The organism is Pedobacter cryotolerans, assembly GCF_005116475.1.
GTDB classification, from domain to species: Bacteria; Bacteroidota; Bacteroidia; order Sphingobacteriales; family Sphingobacteriaceae; genus Pedobacter; species Pedobacter cryotolerans.
In genome coordinates this window covers 458,611-477,263 of record NZ_SWBO01000003.1, presented here as the reverse complement: position 1 = coordinate 477,263, position 18,653 = coordinate 458,611, and the positions used below count along the sequence as shown (strand labels likewise).

General features: G+C 34.4%; 14 protein-coding genes. 3 read left to right on the top strand and 11 right to left on the bottom strand.

Annotated features, from left to right (window positions below; genetic code table 11):
* Positions 1–37: 37 nt before the first annotated feature.
* The 3 genes from FA045_RS07635 to FA045_RS07625 form a co-directional block, all read right to left on the bottom strand.
* Complete coding sequence (locus FA045_RS07635) at positions 38–1,459, bottom strand: sigma-54-dependent transcriptional regulator (protein WP_136876126.1); 1,422 nt, start codon at positions 1,457–1,459, stop codon at positions 38–40.
* 312 nt (positions 1,460–1,771) lie between these two features.
* Positions 1,772–2,554 carry an enoyl-CoA hydratase/isomerase family protein gene (locus tag FA045_RS07630; RefSeq protein WP_136876125.1) on the bottom strand — a complete coding sequence of 261 codons (783 nt, stop codon included), beginning with the start codon at positions 2,552–2,554 and terminating at the stop codon, positions 1,772–1,774.
* Positions 2,555–2,557: 3 nt separating this feature from the next.
* Positions 2,558–2,977 carry a cobalamin B12-binding domain-containing protein gene (locus FA045_RS07625; RefSeq protein WP_136876123.1) on the bottom strand — a complete coding sequence of 140 codons (420 nt, stop codon included), beginning with the start codon at positions 2,975–2,977 and terminating at the stop codon, positions 2,558–2,560.
* 122 nt (positions 2,978–3,099) lie between these two features.
* Between FA045_RS07625 and FA045_RS07620 the strand changes: the two genes are divergently transcribed.
* Positions 3,100–4,755 (top strand): glutamine--tRNA ligase/YqeY domain fusion protein, encoded by a 1,656-nt coding sequence (locus FA045_RS07620; protein ID WP_136876121.1) that lies wholly within the window; start codon positions 3,100–3,102, stop codon positions 4,753–4,755.
* A 57-nt stretch (positions 4,756–4,812) separates the two neighbouring features.
* On the opposite strand, the gene FA045_RS07615 is transcribed toward FA045_RS07620, so the two are convergent.
* Positions 4,813–5,640 carry an N-acetylmuramoyl-L-alanine amidase gene (locus FA045_RS07615; RefSeq protein ID WP_225871299.1) on the bottom strand — a complete coding sequence of 276 codons (828 nt, stop codon included), beginning with the start codon at positions 5,638–5,640 and terminating at the stop codon, positions 4,813–4,815.
* A gap of 104 nt (positions 5,641–5,744) precedes the next feature.
* On the opposite strand from FA045_RS07615, the gene FA045_RS07610 reads away from it, so the two are divergent.
* Together FA045_RS07610 and FA045_RS07605 are read left to right on the top strand one after the other, a co-directional pair.
* On the top strand, positions 5,745–7,418 hold the full coding sequence (locus tag FA045_RS07610) for a dipeptidyl-peptidase 3 family protein (RefSeq protein ID WP_136876119.1): 1,674 nt from the start codon (positions 5,745–5,747) through the stop codon (positions 7,416–7,418).
* Positions 7,419–7,682: 264 nt separating this feature from the next.
* Complete coding sequence (locus tag FA045_RS07605) at positions 7,683–10,109, top strand: TonB-dependent receptor domain-containing protein (protein ID WP_136876116.1); 2,427 nt, start codon at positions 7,683–7,685, stop codon at positions 10,107–10,109.
* 672 nt (positions 10,110–10,781) lie between these two features.
* Here the strand turns inward: FA045_RS07605 and FA045_RS07600 are convergent.
* The 7 genes from FA045_RS07600 to ypfJ form a co-directional block, all read right to left on the bottom strand.
* Entirely contained in the window at positions 10,782–11,141 is a 360-nt protein-coding gene (locus FA045_RS07600; protein WP_136876114.1) for a response regulator, read from the bottom strand.
* 5 nt (positions 11,142–11,146) lie between these two features.
* Positions 11,147–11,707: a chemotaxis protein CheB gene (locus FA045_RS07595; protein ID WP_136876112.1), complete on the bottom strand. Its 561-nt coding sequence runs from the start codon at positions 11,705–11,707 to the stop codon at positions 11,147–11,149.
* Positions 11,704–12,531 (bottom strand): CheR family methyltransferase, encoded by an 828-nt coding sequence (locus FA045_RS07590; RefSeq protein WP_136876110.1) that lies wholly within the window; start codon positions 12,529–12,531, stop codon positions 11,704–11,706. Before FA045_RS07590 ends, FA045_RS07595 begins: the two co-directional genes overlap by 4 nt.
* Positions 12,531–12,905: a response regulator gene (locus tag FA045_RS07585; RefSeq protein WP_136876108.1), complete on the bottom strand. Its 375-nt coding sequence runs from the start codon at positions 12,903–12,905 to the stop codon at positions 12,531–12,533. Before FA045_RS07585 ends, FA045_RS07590 begins: the two co-directional genes overlap by 1 nt.
* A 14-nt stretch (positions 12,906–12,919) precedes the next feature.
* Positions 12,920–16,510: a response regulator gene (locus FA045_RS07580; RefSeq protein ID WP_136876106.1), complete on the bottom strand. Its 3,591-nt coding sequence runs from the start codon at positions 16,508–16,510 to the stop codon at positions 12,920–12,922.
* Between the two features lie 12 nt (positions 16,511–16,522).
* Positions 16,523–17,653: an ATP-binding response regulator gene (locus FA045_RS07575; RefSeq protein ID WP_136876104.1), complete on the bottom strand. Its 1,131-nt coding sequence runs from the start codon at positions 17,651–17,653 to the stop codon at positions 16,523–16,525.
* A 134-nt stretch (positions 17,654–17,787) separates the two neighbouring features.
* Positions 17,788–18,627, bottom strand: a complete 840-nt coding sequence (gene ypfJ / locus FA045_RS07570; protein ID WP_136876102.1) for a KPN_02809 family neutral zinc metallopeptidase — start codon at positions 18,625–18,627, stop codon at positions 17,788–17,790.
* Between the last annotated feature and the right edge of the window lie 26 nt (positions 18,628–18,653).

Genomic DNA, 18,653 nt, shown 5'->3' with positions numbered 1-18,653 from the left:
TAAGAAGCTTTTGTTTTATGAGAAGTTTAAACCATAATTAACTATCTAAATCTATAGCTTTCATTTTGTTGTAGAGTGTTTTACGATCTATATTTAAAATTTTGGCTGCTTTTGTTTTATTAAAATTTACTTCTCTCAACACATTTAAAATTGCATCATATTCTGCTTCTAAGGCTGCGTTTTTCAAATCTCTTGGTTTGCTTGTAGTTGCAGAGCGTACTATTGAATTTTCTACTGCATTTTCAATAGCTGTAGCTTTTGCATAAGTAGAAATCTCTAAAGGCAAAGCTTTCAGTTGAATTTCTTCAGATTCGGTTAAAAGTGTCGCTCTTCTTACCACATTTTTCAATTCACGTACATTGCCAGGCCAATTATATGTTAAAAAGCATTCTTCTACTTCTTCCGAAAAGCCGAGAACATTTCTGCTTAACTCTTCATTTGCTGTAACTAAAAATGTATCTGCAAAAACCATAATGTCTTTGCCTCTTTGGCTTATTGGTGGTAGATGAATAGAAAACTCATTAAAACGATGGTATAAATCTTCCCTAAACCTTCCTTTCTGAATTGATTCTGACAAATTTTCATTTGTTGCTACGATAATACGAACATCCAAATCAATTTCTTTTGTACTGCCAATTCTCTTAATTTTTCTTTCTTGTACTGTTCTTAGTAAAGCGGCTTGTATTTCGTAAGATAAATTTCCAACCTCATCTAAAAACAATGTTCCGCCATTTGCCATTTCGAAATGACCAATCTTAGTATACAATGCTCCAGTAAAAGAACCTTTTTCGTGACCAAAAAACTCACTTCCAGCCAATTCCTTGGTTAAAGATCCGCAATCCATTGCCACAAAAGGTTTATCGCTACGTGAACTGTTTAAGTGTATTGTTTTAGCAACTGATTCTTTACCCGTTCCGCTTTCGCCAGTTAAAATAACACTGTATGAAGTTGGGGCAACTAACATAATTTGCTTCATTAAATCTTTAGAAGCAGCGCTCTGTCCAACTACAAATTCTCCAGTTTCAGGCTTTGCCTGCTTATTAGATTTGTTCTTTTTATCTTTATCTTCTAATTCTTTATTAGATGAATATAAAGCAATTTGCATATCAATTGCTTTATTAATGGTGTTTAATATTTCGTCTGGATATAAAGGTTTTGTGATATAATCATAAGCTCCTAATTTTATTAATTCTACAGCCAGCTTAATATCAGAATATCCTGTAATTATAATTACTCCAGTTGTTGGATAGCTTTCTTTAATTTTAATTAGCATTTCTTTACCGTCGGTATCTTCTAAACGGTAATCACATAAAACTAGATCAAAACTTTGCTTAGAAAGATGATCCATTGCCGAACTACCATTTGTTGTAGTTTCAACTATGAAAGAATTTCTTATCAAGAATTTAGATAACAACAGTCCAATATTAACTTCGTCATCTATAATTAAAATTTTCTTCATAAAGAGCTATGTACTTGTAAAATAATAGCTAAGATAATTAAAAATTTAGTTTGGGAAATATTTTCTACACTGAATTTTACGTTTTTTAACAAAATTATACTAATTGTGAAAAGGTGATTTCTCAACGATTAATTATATTTCTTTAGGGTTAAAAAATGTAATTATTTGGAAAAAGAATTGAAATTGGCTTTTTAAATTAAAATAGTTTACAAATCAATTTTCTACAAAAATTTTAAAAAAAATGGAGGTAATAATTCTTTAAGTTGAAAGAAATTTAAACTAATTTCTAAAAAAAAAAGGTAAAATTTTTAACTATTTTCCTTTAAAAACTGCTTTTCTTTTTTCTAAAAATGCGGTTACGCCTTCTTTAAAATCTTCGGTTTGAAAACAATTTGCAAACTCATTAATTTCTACTTCGAAGCCATTTAATTCTTTATCAGCAGATGCATTTACAGCTTTAATTGCACTTGCAATAGCCAAAGGTGCTTTTAATTTTATTTTCTTTAAAATTTCTTCAGCTTTGCTAATCAGCTCTGCTTGAGGAACCACATAATTTACCAAACCAATTTGTGCAGCTTTTTCTGCTGTAATCATATTAGCTGTGGTAATCATTTCTATCGCCCTACCTTTACCAACTAATTGTGTTAAACGTTGTGTGCCGCCATAACCTGGTATTAAGCCTAAAGTAACTTCTGGCAAGCCCAATTTTGTATTTTCACTTGCAATACGAATATGGCAAGCCATGGCTAATTCTAATCCTCCGCCAAGGGCGAAACCATTTATGGCTGCAACGAAAGGCTTTGGGCAGTTTTCAATTGCATCAAAAACATTAGCATGACCTGATTTGGCCAATTCCTTTCCTTCGGCTAAATTATAATTCTGAAATTCTGAAATGTCTGCACCTGCAACAAAAGCCTTTTCACCCGCACCCGTTAACAAAACGCCTCTAACTTCATCGCTTTTGGCGGCAAAAGCAATCACATCAGCCAGTTCTGCTAAAACTTCTTTGTTTAATGCATTTAGTTTTGGTTCTCTATTAATGGTAATGTAAAGTATATTTTCTTTTACTTCTGCTAAGATTTGGTTGTAAGTCATGGCTTAAAAATTTCTATTTTCTGTTACCCAGTTAGTTATATATTCAACAATGTTTGCCATTGGTGTTCCTGGCGGAAATAATCCTCCAACACCCATATCTTGTAGTTTTTTAATATCGGCATCAGGAATAATTCCTCCGCCAGTTAACAAAACATCAGTTAATTGTTTCTCTTTCATGATATTGATGATTTTCGGAAAAACCGTCATGTGTGCTCCAGATAAAATGGAAACGCCAATGGCATCAACATCTTCTTGCAGCGCCGTATTTACCACCATTTCTGGCGTTTGGCGTAAACCAGTATAAATCACTTCCATACCAGCGTCTCTAAGCGAAGTTGCAATTACCTTTGCACCACGATCATGCCCATCTAAACCCACTTTTGCCACTAAAACCCTAATCGGTCTGTTCAATGTTTTGTTCATATTTGATACTAAAGTAGCAGTAAATGTAAAATAATTTAGTCGTTTTATTAATCAAACCACCAAAAACAACCTTAAAATGGCTGCAAATCATTAACTTTGGGGTTCAAAATCTACAATATATTATGAGCGAAGAAAAATCATTAAACTTTATTGAAGAGTTAATAGAGAATGATTTAAGTACTGGGAAATACGAAACTTTGGTTACCCGTTTTCCACCAGAACCTAATGGATATTTACACATCGGCCATGCCAAAGCAATTTGCCTAAATTTTGGTTTAACCCAAAAATATGGTGGTTATACTAACTTACGTTTTGATGATACCAATCCGGTTACAGAAAAAACAGAATATGTAGACAGCCAACAAGAAGATATACATTGGTTGGGTTTTGAGTGGAAAAACGAATTATACGCTTCTGATTATTTTGATCAGTTACATGGTTTTGCCGTAAAACTGATAGAAGATGGCTTGGCATATGTAGATCATAGCACAGCTGATGAAATTGCAGCGCAAAAAGGTACACCTACTGAACCAGGCAAACCAAGTGCTTACAGAAATCGCAGCATAGCTGAAAACTTGGAATTATTTGCTCAAATGAAAAGTGGCGAGTTACCAGATGGCGCTTGTACTTTACGGGCAAAAATTGATTTGGCTAGCTCAAATATGTTAATGCGAGACCCGATTATTTACCGCATTAAACATGCACACCATCATCGTACTGGCGATGCTTGGTGCATTTACCCAATGTATGATTTTGCCCACGGACAAAGCGATAGCATCGAAAATATTACCCATTCTATTTGTACTTTAGAATATGTTTCGCACCGCGAATTGTACGATTGGTTCATAGAAAAATTAGGGATTTTTCCATCTAAACAATATGAATTTGCACGTTTAAACCTTACTTATACGGTAATGAGTAAACGTAAATTAATGCAATTGGTAAATGATGGTTTGGTGAGTGGTTGGGATGATCCTCGAATGCCAACTATTTCTGGCTTACGCAGAAGAGGCTATACGCCAGAAAGCATCAAAGAATTTTGTGAGCGTATCGGCATTGCCAAAAGAGAAAATTTAATTGAGCTAAGCTTATTAGAATTTTGCATTCGCGAAGATTTAAATAAAAGAGCAAACAGAGTGATGGCTGTGCTTGATCCGATTAAATTAATTATTACCAATTATACCAAAGGTGAAGAAATTTTAATTGGCGAGAATAATCCAGAAGCGGAAGATAAAGGCGGAACTCGTGAAATTCCTTTCAGCAACGAGTTATGGATTGAGCGTGAAGATTTTATGGAAGAACCAGCAAAGAAATGGTTCAGATTGGCTCCTGGAGCAACTGTAAGATTAAAATTTGCCTACATTGTACAATGTACTGACTTCAAAAAGGATGAAAATGGAAATGTAACCGAAGTTTATTGTACTTACATACCAGAATCTAAAAGTGGCGAAGATACCAGCGGCATCAACGTTAAAGGAACCATCCATTGGGTAAGTGCGGCACATGCAAAAACTGCCGAAGTGCGTTTATACGATCGTTTGTTTTCTGTAGAATCTCCAGACAGCGAAGAAGGTGATTTTAAAGATTACTTAAATCCTGATAGTATGCAAGTGATAGAAAAAGCATACATCGAACCTTATCTAGCCAATGCTGAGCAAGGTGTAGGTTATCAATTTATCCGTAAAGGTTATTTCTCGGTAGATAAAGACTCTACAACTAACAACTTAATATTTAACAGAACAGTTGGTTTAAAGGAAGCTTGGAAACCGAAGGCATAGCTAAAATTTTACCACATAGGCACATAGATAAAACTATGTGCCTATGTGGTTAGAAAATTACATATACTTCTTGTACAAATTAAATAAAATCAATTGATCTGGTTCTGTTAATTTTGGTGTTAAATCTGTACCCACAAAATGGCGTTTAAAAGCAGTAATTGCAGCGCCTAAATTTTTAACATCGTAGCCAATAATTCGCAGTGCAGATGTTGTGTCAAAATCAGCTGGTGGCATTTGCAAAACATCATCGTACCATAAACCAAAACCTTTTTTTGCCAAAGTTTTCCATGGGAAATTGTTTGGATCTGGCTTACGCGAAGGTGCATAATCTGCATGGCCAATAAAATTAGCCGTTGGAATGTTGTATCTCTTTTTTAAGGTGCCTAATAAAGCACATAAACTATTAATTTGAGCATCTGTCCAAACATCGGTTGTTCCATTATTATCCATTTCTATGCCGATTGAAGCCGAATTCATATCAGTTTCATTACCCCATTTACCTGCACCTGCATGTTGTCCCCGCAAATAATCGTTAACCATTTGTACTACTTTTCCGTCTCGGCTAACTACGTAATGAGAACTTACGCTTGTTCTTTTTAGGGTAAATGTTTTCAAAGTTTGATCTAATGAATTTTGTGCCGTATGGTGTATCATTACAAAATTTGGCTTTCTGATCCCCATATTTACCGTGCCCACAAAATATTGCTCGTTGTTTAAGGAATCTATCGTTTGTCCTTCGGGTGGGGTAGCTTGAATGGTTTTGGCAAAATCTTTTGCCATTGTTTTATAAACCTTGTCGGTAGCGGCGTACTTGTTTGTACTACAGTTGCTTAGTAATAAACCGCAAATAATTAGGGCTGTGCTGGTTAAAAATGACTTTTTCAATAGTATGTTATTTGAGGTGATGCTGCGAATATAAAATTACGCTTGCTTATATTTTTTACTAATTTAGTGCATTGTAACTAATAGAAAAACAATTTCGAACCCTAATGAAGAAATTTAATAAAACGAGCCTATTATTTTTTGGTTTATCGCTTGCAGTAAGTGTGCTTTCATGTACAAGTAGCGAACAAAAAACAGCAGAAAAAACTAAAAAAAATGGAACAGATAGTTTACTAGATTATGTAGACAATAGGCTAAAAATATATGAGAAAGTTAAACTAACAACTAACTTAAATGCATTAAGTGTAAGCGAAAGAAAAGTTTTGCCCTTATTAATTGAAGCGGCAAAAATTATGGATGAATTGTTCTGGAAACAAGCATATCCGCAACGCGACAGCCTTTTAAACGCCATAAAAGACGAAAAAACCAAGCAATTTGTAATGATTAATTACGGGCCTTGGGATAGATTAAATGGAGACAAACCTTTTGTTGCTGGCATTGGTGCTAAAACTTTAAACGGCACATTTTACCCTGCCGGGATGACTAAAGAGCAATTAGAAAAATCTGATGTTAAAGACAAATTTGGTTTATACTCGGTAATTAGAACAGAGCAAGATCAATTGATTTCGGTACCATACCATGTTATTTATGCTACAGAATTGCAAAGAGCAAGTAGTTTACTTAAACAAGCGGCACTATTAACTGATGATGCCAGTTTTAAAAAATACCTAAACTTACGTGCCGATGCTTTAGTTACCGATAACTACAAGGCAAGTGATTTGGCTTGGTTAGACATGAAAACTAACGGATTGGATATCATTATTGGTCCGATAGAAAATTATGAAGACAAATTATTTAATGCTCGTGCGGCTTTTGAATCTTATGTTTTGGTAAAAGATAAAGAGTGGAGCAAACGTTTGGCAAAATATGTTGCCATGTTGCCCGAATTGCAAAGAGGTTTACCCGTTGATGCAAAGTACAAAAAAGAAGTTCCGGGAACAGACTCTGAACTAAACGCTTATGATGTGGTTTATTACGCTGGCGATTGTAATGCAGGCTCAAAAACGATTGCAGTTAACTTGCCCAACGACGAAGAAATTCAGCAGCAGAAGGGAACAAGAAGATCCCAATTAAAAAATGCAATGCAAGCTAAGTTTGATAAAATATTAGTTCCAATTGCTAAAGAGTTAATAGATGCTGAGCAACAAAAATATATTAAGTTTGATGCATTTTTTGCCAATGTAATGTTTCATGAAGTTGCACATGGTTTGGGTATTAAAAACACGATTACCGGCAAAGGCACTGTTCGCTCTGCATTAAAAGAACAATACTCGTGGTTAGAAGAAGGCAAAGCCGATATTTTAGGCTTGTACATGGTTACAGGCTTGCTTCAAAAAGGAGAATTAACTGGCGACATTAAAGAATATTACACCACATTTATGGCCGGTTTGTTACGCTCTGTACGTTTTGGAGCATCAAGCGCACACGGTAAAGCAAACATGCAATGTTTTAACTATTTTAAGGAACAAGGTGCTTTTCAAAGAACAGCAAAAGGAACCTATAAAGTAGATTTTGATAAGTTCGCAACGGCAATGAATGGCTTAGGTAATTTAATTATCACTTTACAAGGAAATGGCGATAGATTAGCGGTTGAAAATGCACAAAAGGCCAAAGGAATTATCGCACCAGAATTGCAAGCAGATTTAGATCGCTTGAGTAAAAAGGGCATTCCAGTTGACATTGTTTTTGATCAAGGTGTTGATGTTTTAGGAATGAAATAAAATTTTTTTAAACTTTAAAGTATAGTGTAAAAGCCTGTGTAAGTTAAATTTACACAGGCTTTTTGTTTGTGGGCCAAATACCAAAAGGTAAAAACTTAAAATTTCTTGTAACCTTTTGCAACTTCTTATCGTCTACACAATACAAACTAAGCAAAAAGGCTTTCGGTCTTTTTAAACTAAAACAAAATTTACAGGTGTTAAAAAATTTGCGTGAGAACGCGATGGAATTTTATTGCCTAAATTTTAAACCAAACAAACACAAATATGAAATCTCTTTACATCCTTTTGTTAAGCATTTTTACTACCACTTTAAGTTTTGCAAACCAACCCAAGCAAAGTACAATTAGTGGTATCATTTTCGATGAGCAAAGCAAACCAGTTGATTACGTTACGGTAGGGCTTTTTAAAGTTTCTGATTCTGCCTTAGTTAAAACTGCTTTAACCACACCCGATGGTAAATTCGAATTTGTAAACATAACCGCTGGTAATTATTTTGTAAGAGCCAATATGATGGGTTACAGTAAATACAAAAGCAATCCGTTTAACTTAACTGAAAGCAATTTAGTTTTAGATAAAATTATCCTTAAAACTGAAGGGAAAACACTAAACACCGTGAGCATTACAGCTACCAAACCTTTAATAGAGCGTAAGGTTGATAAATTGGTAATGAATGTTGAGAATAGCAGTGTGGCCATTGGCTCTACTGCTTTAGAGGTTTTACAAAAAGCGCCAGGTGTTACCGTAGATCAGAATGATAACATTTCGATGCAAGGCAAGCAAGGCGTTTTAGTAATGCTTGATGGTAAACAAACCTACATGAGCAATGCTGATGTTGCCAATTTGCTTAGAAATATGCAAAGTTCTGAATTAGAAACCATCGAATTGATTACCAACCCTTCTTCAAAATATCCAGCTGCTGGTAACTCAGGCATCATCAATATTAAAACCAAAAAGAATAAAAATGGCGGCACAAATGGGAGTGTAACTTTAACCGCAGCACAAGGCAAAAACTTTAGAGGCAACGCTGGTTTAAACTTAAACCATCGCACTAATAAAGTTAATGTGTTTGGCAATTACAACTACGGATTTTTTACAAATAGTAATATGTTAACGATAGATCGTATTTCTAACGGTACGCCAGATACTTATTTTAGCCAGATTGGTAATAGCTACAGAAAACGCCAAAATAATAACTTTAAAGCAGGTTTAGATTATTTTTTAGATAAGAAAAATACATTCGGATTTTTGGTAACAGGCTATTTAAACACTGGAAACGAGAATACGGATAACAATACCTTAATCGGACCATCATTTAGTCAGATAGATTCTACACTTACTTCTAACTCCATATCAAGCAATAAATACAATAATTTATCCTATAATTTAAACTACAAATCAATTTTAGATACAGCTGGTTCAGAGCTTTCGGCAGATTTAGATTATTCTCGTTTTAACGGAAAAGATATTGCCGATTACGAAAATGATTATCGCTTTGCAAACGGTAACAGAATTAGACCATTAAACTTAATTAGAAATACAACACCTACAATTATTGATATTAAAGCTTTTAAGGTAGATTACAATACCTCACTAAGCAAAACTGTAAAGTTAGAAGCGGGTGTAAAAAGCAGTTGGGTTAAAACAGATAACGATTTAAGAGCCGAAGAATTGGTTAATAATGCTTGGCAAAACGATGTTAGAAGAAGTAACCAATTTGTGTATGATGAAAACGTAAACGCAGTTTACACCAACGTAAATAAGCAGTTTAAAAGTACAAGTGTACAGTTAGGTTTAAGGGTAGAGCAAACCAATTCTACAGGTAATTTAATAACCAACAACGAGGTGGTAAAAAGAAGTTACGTAGATTTTTTTCCTACGCTATTTGTACAGCAAACGTTATCAAAAAATAACCAAGTTGGCTTTTCTTACAGTCGCCGAATTGATAGACCAAGTTACGACGCACTAAACCCATTTGTTTACTATTTGGATGAATATACTTACAATAAAGGCAATCCGTTTTTGAACCCACAATACACCAATAATTTCGAGGTATCATATACATTTATGCAGAAGTATTTATTATCTGTAAACTATAGCCAAGTTAACGATGTAATTACCGAGGTTTTATTGCCAGATGAAGAAAGAAAGGCCTTATATCAAACCAACGCCAATTTAGCTAAAAACGTAAGTTATGGTGCTAATTTAAACATACCAATAAAACCTTTTAAGTGGTGGGATATGAACAATAATTTAAATGTATTTCACTTGATTTTTGAATCTGATAACTTAGCAGGGCAAGATTTAAGAACCGGAAAAACATCGTTTCAATTTAAAATGCAGCACACATTTATTATTGTACCAGGTCTTACTGCAGAATTAAGTGGAAGTTACGAATCGCCATTAGATTATGGAACTTTAAGCATTGGTAGCCGATATTTTGTAGATATGGGTTTAAGTAAATCGTTATTTAACAAAAAAGCGGGCTTAAAATTGGCGCTAAGCGATGTGTTTAACACCAATGAAAGTAATATTACGAGTGCATATCCTGGGTTAAAATATGATTTATACCAGAAAAACGATACGCAATTGGGTAGAATTAGCTTTAGTTATCGTTTTGGTAAAAACGAAATTAAGCCAGCACGCCGCCGCTCTACAGGTACAGAAAGCGAGCAAGGAAGAATGAAGAATTAAAAAAGTGAAGGCTGCCTTTTTAAACATACGAAGTGTTTTTTAACAGTAATAAAGACTTCGTATGTTTTATTATAATAGTTTGAAAAGTAATTGCATTTTTTCATTTTAAAGTTAGTCCCAAGGCTGTATTTAACTAATTTATTTCATAAAAATCAATATCATTGACGCTACATTTAGTTCGTTTTGTCATCCAGAGTGCAGCGAAGGATCTCTAAGATAATTTTTATTATTTGAGATTCCTCCGAAGTCGGAATGACAAAACTAGGATTTTAAAATTTAATAAAAATTTGATTTATACATACCTAACAAATAACGATAATAGCTCGAATAGGCATCGTAAAGCGCATAATACTGATATTTATTATACATTACTATTCCCGCCTTCGCGGGAATGACGGAGCCACAAAATTCAATTTTTTTAAAAATTTATAAATTCTCTTTTTGAAACAACTATGAGGGGTGTATGTGCACAACCTAAGTTAAATAGCCCGGATTGCAGCGGTATTCTTTTTGATGATGGATTTCAAACTTACAAAGTGTGATGTCTTTTATGGAAAGAAAGTTTGTAAGTTTTTAGCAGAAACCAAAAAGGATTTAGCGCAAAGCCGGACGAACATTAATCAAAGCAATGCAATTGCGCTTCAAATAAAATTTAGAAAAAAGTTTTGTCAATTAGCCAACGTAACTTTTAACAATATCTTCTAAGGCGTGTATATCAAAAGGTTTTGGTAAATAGCTATCGGCACCAGCTTTTTCTGCCAATGCTTTAACATCATTATTTGCTGAGAAATAAATTACAGGTATGTGCTTTAAATCTGGATGATTTTTTAACTCTTGAGTAGCCTCGATACCACCAACATCTGGCAGCCAATTATCCATAAAAATAATATCGGGCATATAGGCAGAAACTTGCCCTGTAATGTTATTAGATGTTGCCGATGTTTTAATTTCATAGCCAGCATCTTCTAATATTAAGGTACATAAATCTAATATATCTGTATTGTCATCAAAAATAAATACTTTCTTATTCATTTATCCTATAGTGCGTTAATGTAATCGGCCATTTCGTCAATGGTTAATATTTTGTCAATTTTTGCTCTTAAAATTGCCTGAGCTGGCATGTAATTTACTTGTGCAGTAAGCGGATCTTGTACAATTGCTTTACCTCCAAATCTTTTAACTGTGATTAGTCCGTTTACCCCATCGGCATTTGAGCCAGATAACAATAAACAAACCAATTTATCTTGGTAAACTTCGGCTGCAGACTGGAAAGTTACATCAATGGACGGCCTAGAATAATTTACCTTTTCTGAATAATCTAATGAAAAGGTTTCATCTTTTTCTATCAACGAATGGTAATCTGAGGGTACAATATAAACACTTCCTGGCAATACTTTTTCTTTTTCCTCAACTTCTTTAACTTTAAGTAAAGTTTTGGTAGCTAAAAGGTTTGATAATAATGAATCTGTGCCTTGTTTGCGGTGCACTACAATGATGATTGGAAAGGTTATAGTTGTACTAATAGCTGGGAGTACTTTAAAAAGCACATCTAAACTACCAGCAGAACCTCCAATAATTAATGCAGCACAGTTTTTCATCCGCTAATTTTCCTCCATATTTTTTCGCCTTCTAATCTTTTATAACGCTTACTTATGGGCGAAAAGTCTGTAGTTTCTTTTGTTCCCAAAGCTAAGTAGCCTAATTGATCTAAACTGCCATCAAAAAGCTGCAACACTTTAAATTGTAAATCTCTATCAAAGTATATTAAAACATTGCGGCACAATATTAATTGAAACTCATTAAATGAATGATCTGATACTAAATTATGCGTAGAGAAAATCATTTTATCTTTAAGATCTTCATTAAATTTTACCAAAGAGTAATTGGCGTTGTAATAGGTAGAAAATTCTTGTGTGCCACCAGAGGTGATGTAATTTTCTGAGTATTGTTTCATTTGACTTAATGGAAACATTCCTAGACCAGCTTTTTCTAAAACTGTAGGGTTAATATCTGTTGCATAAATTAACGATTTATGGAGCAAATTTAATTCTTTTAAAACGATAGCTATGGAATATGCCTCTTCGCCGGTAGAGCAGCCTGCTAACCAAATTCTAATAAATGGATAAGTGCCCAAATTAGGCAGAACCTTTTCTCTTAAAGCTTTATAAAAATTAGGATCGCGAAACATTTCGGTAACATTAACCGTAATCTGCTCTACAAAACGTTTAAAATACACCGGGTCATTTGCTACTTTGTACCTAAACTCTGCAAAACTCACCTGTCTATCTAAACCATACAACCTTAATAATCGTCGTTTTAAAGATGCTCTAGAATATCCTGTAAAGTCATATCCATACTGCTCTAAAACATCGTTTATTAATATTTCTACTTGCTCGTCGTTAATCCCGTCTGCGTGTGGCACTACAAATAATTATTAATTTGAATGAGTAATTCGTCAACATTTACAGGTTTAGACACATAACCTACAGCACCAGCTGCTAAACAACGTTCTCTGTCGCCAACCATTGCTTGTGCGGTAACAGCAATAACCGGGATGTCAGCCATTTGAGGATGATTTTTCATCTTACCAATCGCTTCATAACCATCCATATCAGGCATCATCATATCCATTAATACTACGCCAACATCTGCTTCGTTCTTTAAAATATCAAAGCCTTGTTGAGCACTAATAGCAGATAAACAGTTGAATTTTTTCGCTTTTAAAACCGCAGTTAAGGCGAAAATATTTCTGCTATCATCATCTATAATCAATATTTTTTTCGTTTTAACTTCCATATTTTAAAACAACATTAAGCTTTATCATACAACCAAACCCTTAGCAAAGAAACTAACTGATCTACATCTACTGGTTTAGAAATATAGTCTGAAGCACCTGCAGCAATACATTTTTCTCTATCTCCCATCATTGCCTTTGCAGTAACAGCCAAAATTGGCAATTGTTTGTACATCGGCATTTTTCTTATTTCTTGGGTAGTTTGATACCCGTCTAACTCAGGCATCATCATATCCATTAACACCACATCAACCTTAGGGTTTTCTGCTAATACTTTTAATGCATCTTTACCATCAACTGCCGGCAAAATTTTCATTTGATGTTGCTCTAATGCTTTGGTAAGTGAAAATATATTTCTTACATCATCATCTGCAATTAGCACAACCTTATCTTTAAGTACATCACTTAAACCGGCTAATGTTTTACGTAAACTTGGCCTTTCTTGCTTTTGATTTTCTTCAATCAAGTGCAAAAACAAACCAGCCTCGTCTAAAATGCGTTGGTAGGAGTATGCTGTTTTTAAAACGATAGAATCGGCATATTGTTTAATTCGTGATTCTTCTCCTTTAGATAAACTTTTACCTGTAAAAATGATAATTGGCAAATTTTCTAAACCTTCACTTTTTTTAATGATTTCTAAAGTTTCATACGCATTTTTATCAGGCACGCCCATGTCTAAAATTACGCAATCTACTTCTTTCTTGCTCAAAGCTTCAATACTTTCGTTTACATTGCTCACCACTCTTGTATCGATGTTCGAGCTCGCTAAAAAGTAACTTAGCGCTTTAGCGTGTTGTTCGTTTTCTTCAATAATTAATACTTGCTTAGGCGATCTGCTTAAAGCAACTTCTAATTTTTCGAAAATCAACTTCATGTGCTCTAAAGCAACAGGCTTATCAATAAAATCTACCGCACCTTTAAGTAAACTTTCTCTTTTAACTGAAAGTGATGACATGATATGAACAGGAATTGGCCTTGTTTTTGGATTGCTTTTTAGCTCTTCCATTACTTGCCAACCATCTTTAACTGGCAATTGTATATCTAACAAAATAGCTATCGGATTATACTGGTTTGCCATTTCTATTCCTACATCTCCACGTACAGCTACAATACCTTTGTAGTTTCGCTTGCGTGTAAAGTCTAACAGCATTTTAGCAAATGGAGTATCATCTTCAATAATTAAGATAACTTTATCATTAGCCGTAATAGTAGCTCTATCATCAGCAACATCACCAGGAATATGAGTAACGGTAAATCTTTCTTCAGCCTCTTCTAAAGCTGCAAAATGTTGCTTTTCTTGAATTTGAGCTACCTTTTTTTGTTCTGCTAAAAAGGCTTCTTTATCATGGTAGTTTAATGGAATTGTTAAGGTAAACTCGCTACCAACATTTTCTTCACTTTCGAGTTTAATATCGCCGCCTAATAATTTAGCTAATTCTCTACTAATAGATAGGCCTAAGCCAGTGCCCCCAAATTTTCGTCGGGTAGAACCATCAGCTTGCTGAAAAGCTTCGAAAACCAAACTCATTTTAGATGGAGGAATACCAATACCAGTATCTTTTACTTTAAACGATATAGTTTTTTGTTGGCTGTTGATATCTATTAACAAACTTACTGTGCCTTCGGTTGTAAATTTAAAGGCATTTGATAGCAAGTTTTTCAAGATTTGTTCTAGCCTCATTTTATCGGTAGCAATAAGATCTGGCAAGTTATCTGTTAACGAAAAATCTAAAGCTAATTTTTTATCCTGCGCAATTGGCTTAAATAACGATTTCATGTCAGTTAAAACTTCAGCTACGTTAACGTCATGAATTTCAAGATCCATTTTACCCGCCTCAATTTTAGAAAGGTCTAAGATCTCATCAATTAAGCTGAGTAACCCTTGTCCAGAACTTTGAATAACCGCAGCATATTCTGTATATTCTTTGTCTAAATCTTCATTATCAGCCATTAATTTAGACAGCAATAAAATAGAGTTTAGCGGTGTTCTCAACTCGTGAGACATATTTGCCAAAAACTCAGATTTGTATTTTGTACTCTGTTCTAATTGCTCTGCCTTTTGCTGAATATCAATATTTCGCTCCTGTATTAGCTGATTTTTCTCTTCTAGTAAACTTGTTCGCTCTTCTAATTCTTGGTTACTTTGCAATAATTCTTCTTGTTGTACGCGTAATTCTTCTTCCGAAGCTTGTATTTTTTGAGTTTGTGCTTCTAGCTCTGCATTTAAGCCTTCTAATTCACTATGCTGGGCTTGTAATTCTTCGGCCTGTGCCTGCGTTTCTTCTAAAAACTCTTGTATGCGTTTTCTGCTTTGCGAAGTATAAATGGCAATACCAATATTAGCTGAGATATTGTTGAAGAAATCTAACTTTCTTTGGGTATAACGATTTAACGAGGCTAACTCTAATACGCCAATAATTACGCCATCTCTCTTAACTGGAAACGCCACCACATTAACTGGTTTGGTTTGCCCGGTTGCATAACTAATCGTTACATCAGTTTCTGGTATTTGATCAAGCAGAATAAGCTTCCCAGATTTGAGGCATTGCCCAACTAATCCTTCGCCTATGGCTAACTTATAGCTTTTTTCGTTTGGTGTAAACGCATAACCGCCTGTTAAATATAAATTTTTATCGTCTTCTAAAATGTAAAGGGCTGCAACGTTACTTTTGGTATGTTCTACAATATGAATTAACATATCGTTTGCCAAAGTTTTTACGTCTTTTTCGCCAACCATTTGATCGTTAAGCTTGGCTATGCCACTTTGCATCCACTCTTTATCCTCTATTAAACCAAAAGAGTATTGCAAGGACTCGGCCATTGCATTTAATGATCCTGCTAAATTTCCGAGCGCATCTTTAGCCACATCATCCAAGCGGATTTTATAGTTTCCGCTAGATACTTCAGCAGCAATACTTTGTATGGTAGTTATTCTTTTGGCAGTCTCTTCATTTAAAATTTCTAACTTTCTTTGCAGTTCTACACGCGTATTGTAATCTGATGAAACCTTTCTGTAAAAGAATATAGTAATTACTAAGGAAAGCAGTGCTGCAAATACAATTAGTAAAGGTGTATAGTTAGAAAATGAATTTAACTCCTGAGTACGAAGACTTAATAAACGTTTCTCTTCAACCTGCATATCTTTAATGATTTGCCTAATCTTATCCATGTAAATCTTACCCTCAAGCAAATCAGCTTCGGTAACAATACCCCCCTTTTCTTTTAATAGAATAGTTCTATCTATTACAACAAATCTAGAGTCTAAAATTTCTTTTAATTCTTCTAGTTTTCTTTGCTGATAAGGGTTGTCTTTGGTTTCTATTTTAATATCGGCATATATTGCATTTATTTTTTGATTTGCGCCAACATAAGGCTCTAAAAAAACTTTGTTATCTGTTAAAATATAGCCTCTTTGTCCTGTTTCGGCATCTTTTAAGGTCGATATCACATTATCCAAATCGGTCATAACGCTATTGCTATGTGCAACCAAATCTGAACTTTTAATTAAGTTATTGATGCTGACATAAGATGCCAGTGAACTTAAAATTAAGATGATTAATGATAAGCCAAGCCCAAGGCGGAGGTTAGTTTTTAGCGATAATTTCATTAAAATGTAAGGTTATAGTTCATCAAAATCTTGATTAAATTTTAACGGGATGATAAAGTAGAATTCAGAACCTTGTCCGTAAGTGCTATTTACGCCAATTTCTCCACCATGTCTTTTTATAATTTCTGAGGCGATGTAAAGTCCAATGCCTAAACCCTGAAAACGTTGTGAGGTCTCTTCTACTCGATAGAATTTCTCGAAAACATTTTTCAGCTGATCTTCAGACATGCCGATACCATAGTCTTTTACGCTGAGAAAAAGTCCATCACCTTTAATGTTACAGCTAAGTTTTATTTCTGATGTGCCAGGCGAATATTTAATAGCATTGGTTAAAAAGTTAATTACAACTTGTTCAATGCGCATTTCATCGCCATAAACTTTACATTTGGTATTTCCTTCTTTAATAATTTTAAACTCAGGACTAGATTGATGCATTACGTCTATCACGTTATCAATCAACTCATCAATACAAAATTCTTGCTTATTAAACTTTAGTTTTCCGCTCTCAATTTTCGATATATCTAACAAATCGGCTATTAAACTATTCAATTTTTCTAATTGTACTTGAGCCTTGCCTAAATGTTTTTTTACTGTTATCGTATCACCTTTATCTACACTTCGCTCTAATAATTGTACGTAACCTTTTACACTTGTTAAAGGCGTTTTAAGTTCGTGACTAGCAATGCTGATAAATTCATCCTTTTTGCGTTCGGCCTCTTTTCTAAATTCTATTTCTTCGAGCAGGCTTTTTTGCATTTCATTCAGTTTCCTGTTTTGCTCATAAATGCGGTAAAAAGTTTGCACTTTAAGTAGCAAAATATTCATGTCAACTGGTTTGGTGATATAATCTAAACCACCAGAAGAGTATCCTTTTGCAATAAATCTAAATTCGGTATTGGCGGCAGAAAGAAAAATGATGGCAGTTTCTTTGGCTTTACTGTAACCAGATATGGCTTCAGCAACTTCAAAACCATCCATGCCAGGCATTTGAACATCTAAAATGATTAAAACGTAAGAGTTTTTTAAAACCTTTTTTAGAGCTTCTTCGCCAGATGAGGCGGTATCAACCTCAAAGTTATATTTTTCGAGAACCTTTTTTAAAGAAATTAGGTTCTCGGGCGTATCATCTACAATAAGGATCATTCAAAAATAATTACAGCTGTTTGTTCGGCTTTATGGTAAAAAATAAATACCATAATCTCATTAAACAAATGTATCCCTATTTTGTTTTAAAAATTAATTATAAATTAAATTTTAAGATTTTTTTTGGTTTTTACTTAAAATCTATCTGAATTAAAAGTGTCTCCTTGATTAAAATCACCTGTTTCATAACCCTTTTTAAACCAGAACATTCTTTGAGCAGAAGTGCCATGTGTAAAAGCATCTGGCACTACTTCGCCTTGCGCTTGTTTTTGCAATTTATCATCGCCAATGGCATTTGCAGCGTTTAATGCTTCGTCAATATCACCAGCATCTAATTTAAAATCTTTCAAATTTTGTGCATGATGAGCCCATAAGCCAGCATAAAAATCGGCTTGTAATTCTAATTTAACTGATAGTTTATTATACTCTACCTCGCTTAATCTGCCACGGGCTGCTTGCACCTTACCAGAAGTACCTAAAAGGTTTTGTATATGATGCCCAACTTCATGTGCAATAACGTAGGCTTGTGCAAAATCGCCAGCGGCGCCAAAACGGTTTTTTAAATCATCATAAAATGATAAATCGATATAAATTTTATTATCTCCAGGGCAATAAAATGGGCCTACAGCAGAACTTGCGCTACCGCAAGCAGATTGTACGCTGCCCGTAAATAGTTTTAGTTTTGGATATTCATACTGGATGCCCATCTCCGCGAACTGCTTATCCCAAACTTGTTCAGTAGATTCTAAAACACCAGATATGAATTGCGCTTGAGGATCATTTTCGGGTACGCCTTCTGTAACCGTTCCTTGTTCTGTTGTTGGAATTAAATTGGCTACGCCAGATAGATCTTTACCAAAAAACAAACCAACTAATACAATGATGATACCGATACCACCACCAAAAGCGATTTTACCGCCTCCGCCACCTCTACCGTCTTCTACATTATTACTGCCTTTACCGAACCATTGCATATTTTTAAATTTTAAGTTTAGAAACT

What these genes read in the sequence shown, in the direction of transcription:
- FA045_RS07635 (WP_136876126.1), bottom strand. Translation starts at nt 1,459, where the DNA reads ATGAAGAAAATTTTAATTATAGATGACGAAGTTAATATTGGACTGTTG.
- FA045_RS07580 (WP_136876106.1), bottom strand. Translation starts at nt 16,510, where the DNA reads ATGAAATTATCGCTAAAAACTAACCTCCGCCTTGGGCTTGGCTTATCA.
- FA045_RS07605 (WP_136876116.1), top strand. Translation starts at nt 7,683, where the DNA reads ATGAAATCTCTTTACATCCTTTTGTTAAGCATTTTTACTACCACTTTA.
- ypfJ (WP_136876102.1), bottom strand. Translation starts at nt 18,627, where the DNA reads ATGCAATGGTTCGGTAAAGGCAGTAATAATGTAGAAGACGGTAGAGGT.
- FA045_RS07610 (WP_136876119.1), top strand. Translation starts at nt 5,745, where the DNA reads ATGAAGAAATTTAATAAAACGAGCCTATTATTTTTTGGTTTATCGCTT.
- FA045_RS07575 (WP_136876104.1), bottom strand. Translation starts at nt 17,653, where the DNA reads ATGATCCTTATTGTAGATGATACGCCCGAGAACCTAATTTCTTTAAAA.
- FA045_RS07630 (WP_136876125.1), bottom strand. Translation starts at nt 2,554, where the DNA reads ATGACTTACAACCAAATCTTAGCAGAAGTAAAAGAAAATATACTTTAC.
- FA045_RS07620 (WP_136876121.1), top strand. Translation starts at nt 3,100, where the DNA reads ATGAGCGAAGAAAAATCATTAAACTTTATTGAAGAGTTAATAGAGAAT.
- FA045_RS07600 (WP_136876114.1), bottom strand. Translation starts at nt 11,141, where the DNA reads ATGAATAAGAAAGTATTTATTTTTGATGACAATACAGATATATTAGAT.
- FA045_RS07585 (WP_136876108.1), bottom strand. Translation starts at nt 12,905, where the DNA reads ATGGAAGTTAAAACGAAAAAAATATTGATTATAGATGATGATAGCAGA.
- FA045_RS07595 (WP_136876112.1), bottom strand. Translation starts at nt 11,707, where the DNA reads ATGAAAAACTGTGCTGCATTAATTATTGGAGGTTCTGCTGGTAGTTTA.
- FA045_RS07625 (WP_136876123.1), bottom strand. Translation starts at nt 2,977, where the DNA reads ATGAACAAAACATTGAACAGACCGATTAGGGTTTTAGTGGCAAAAGTG.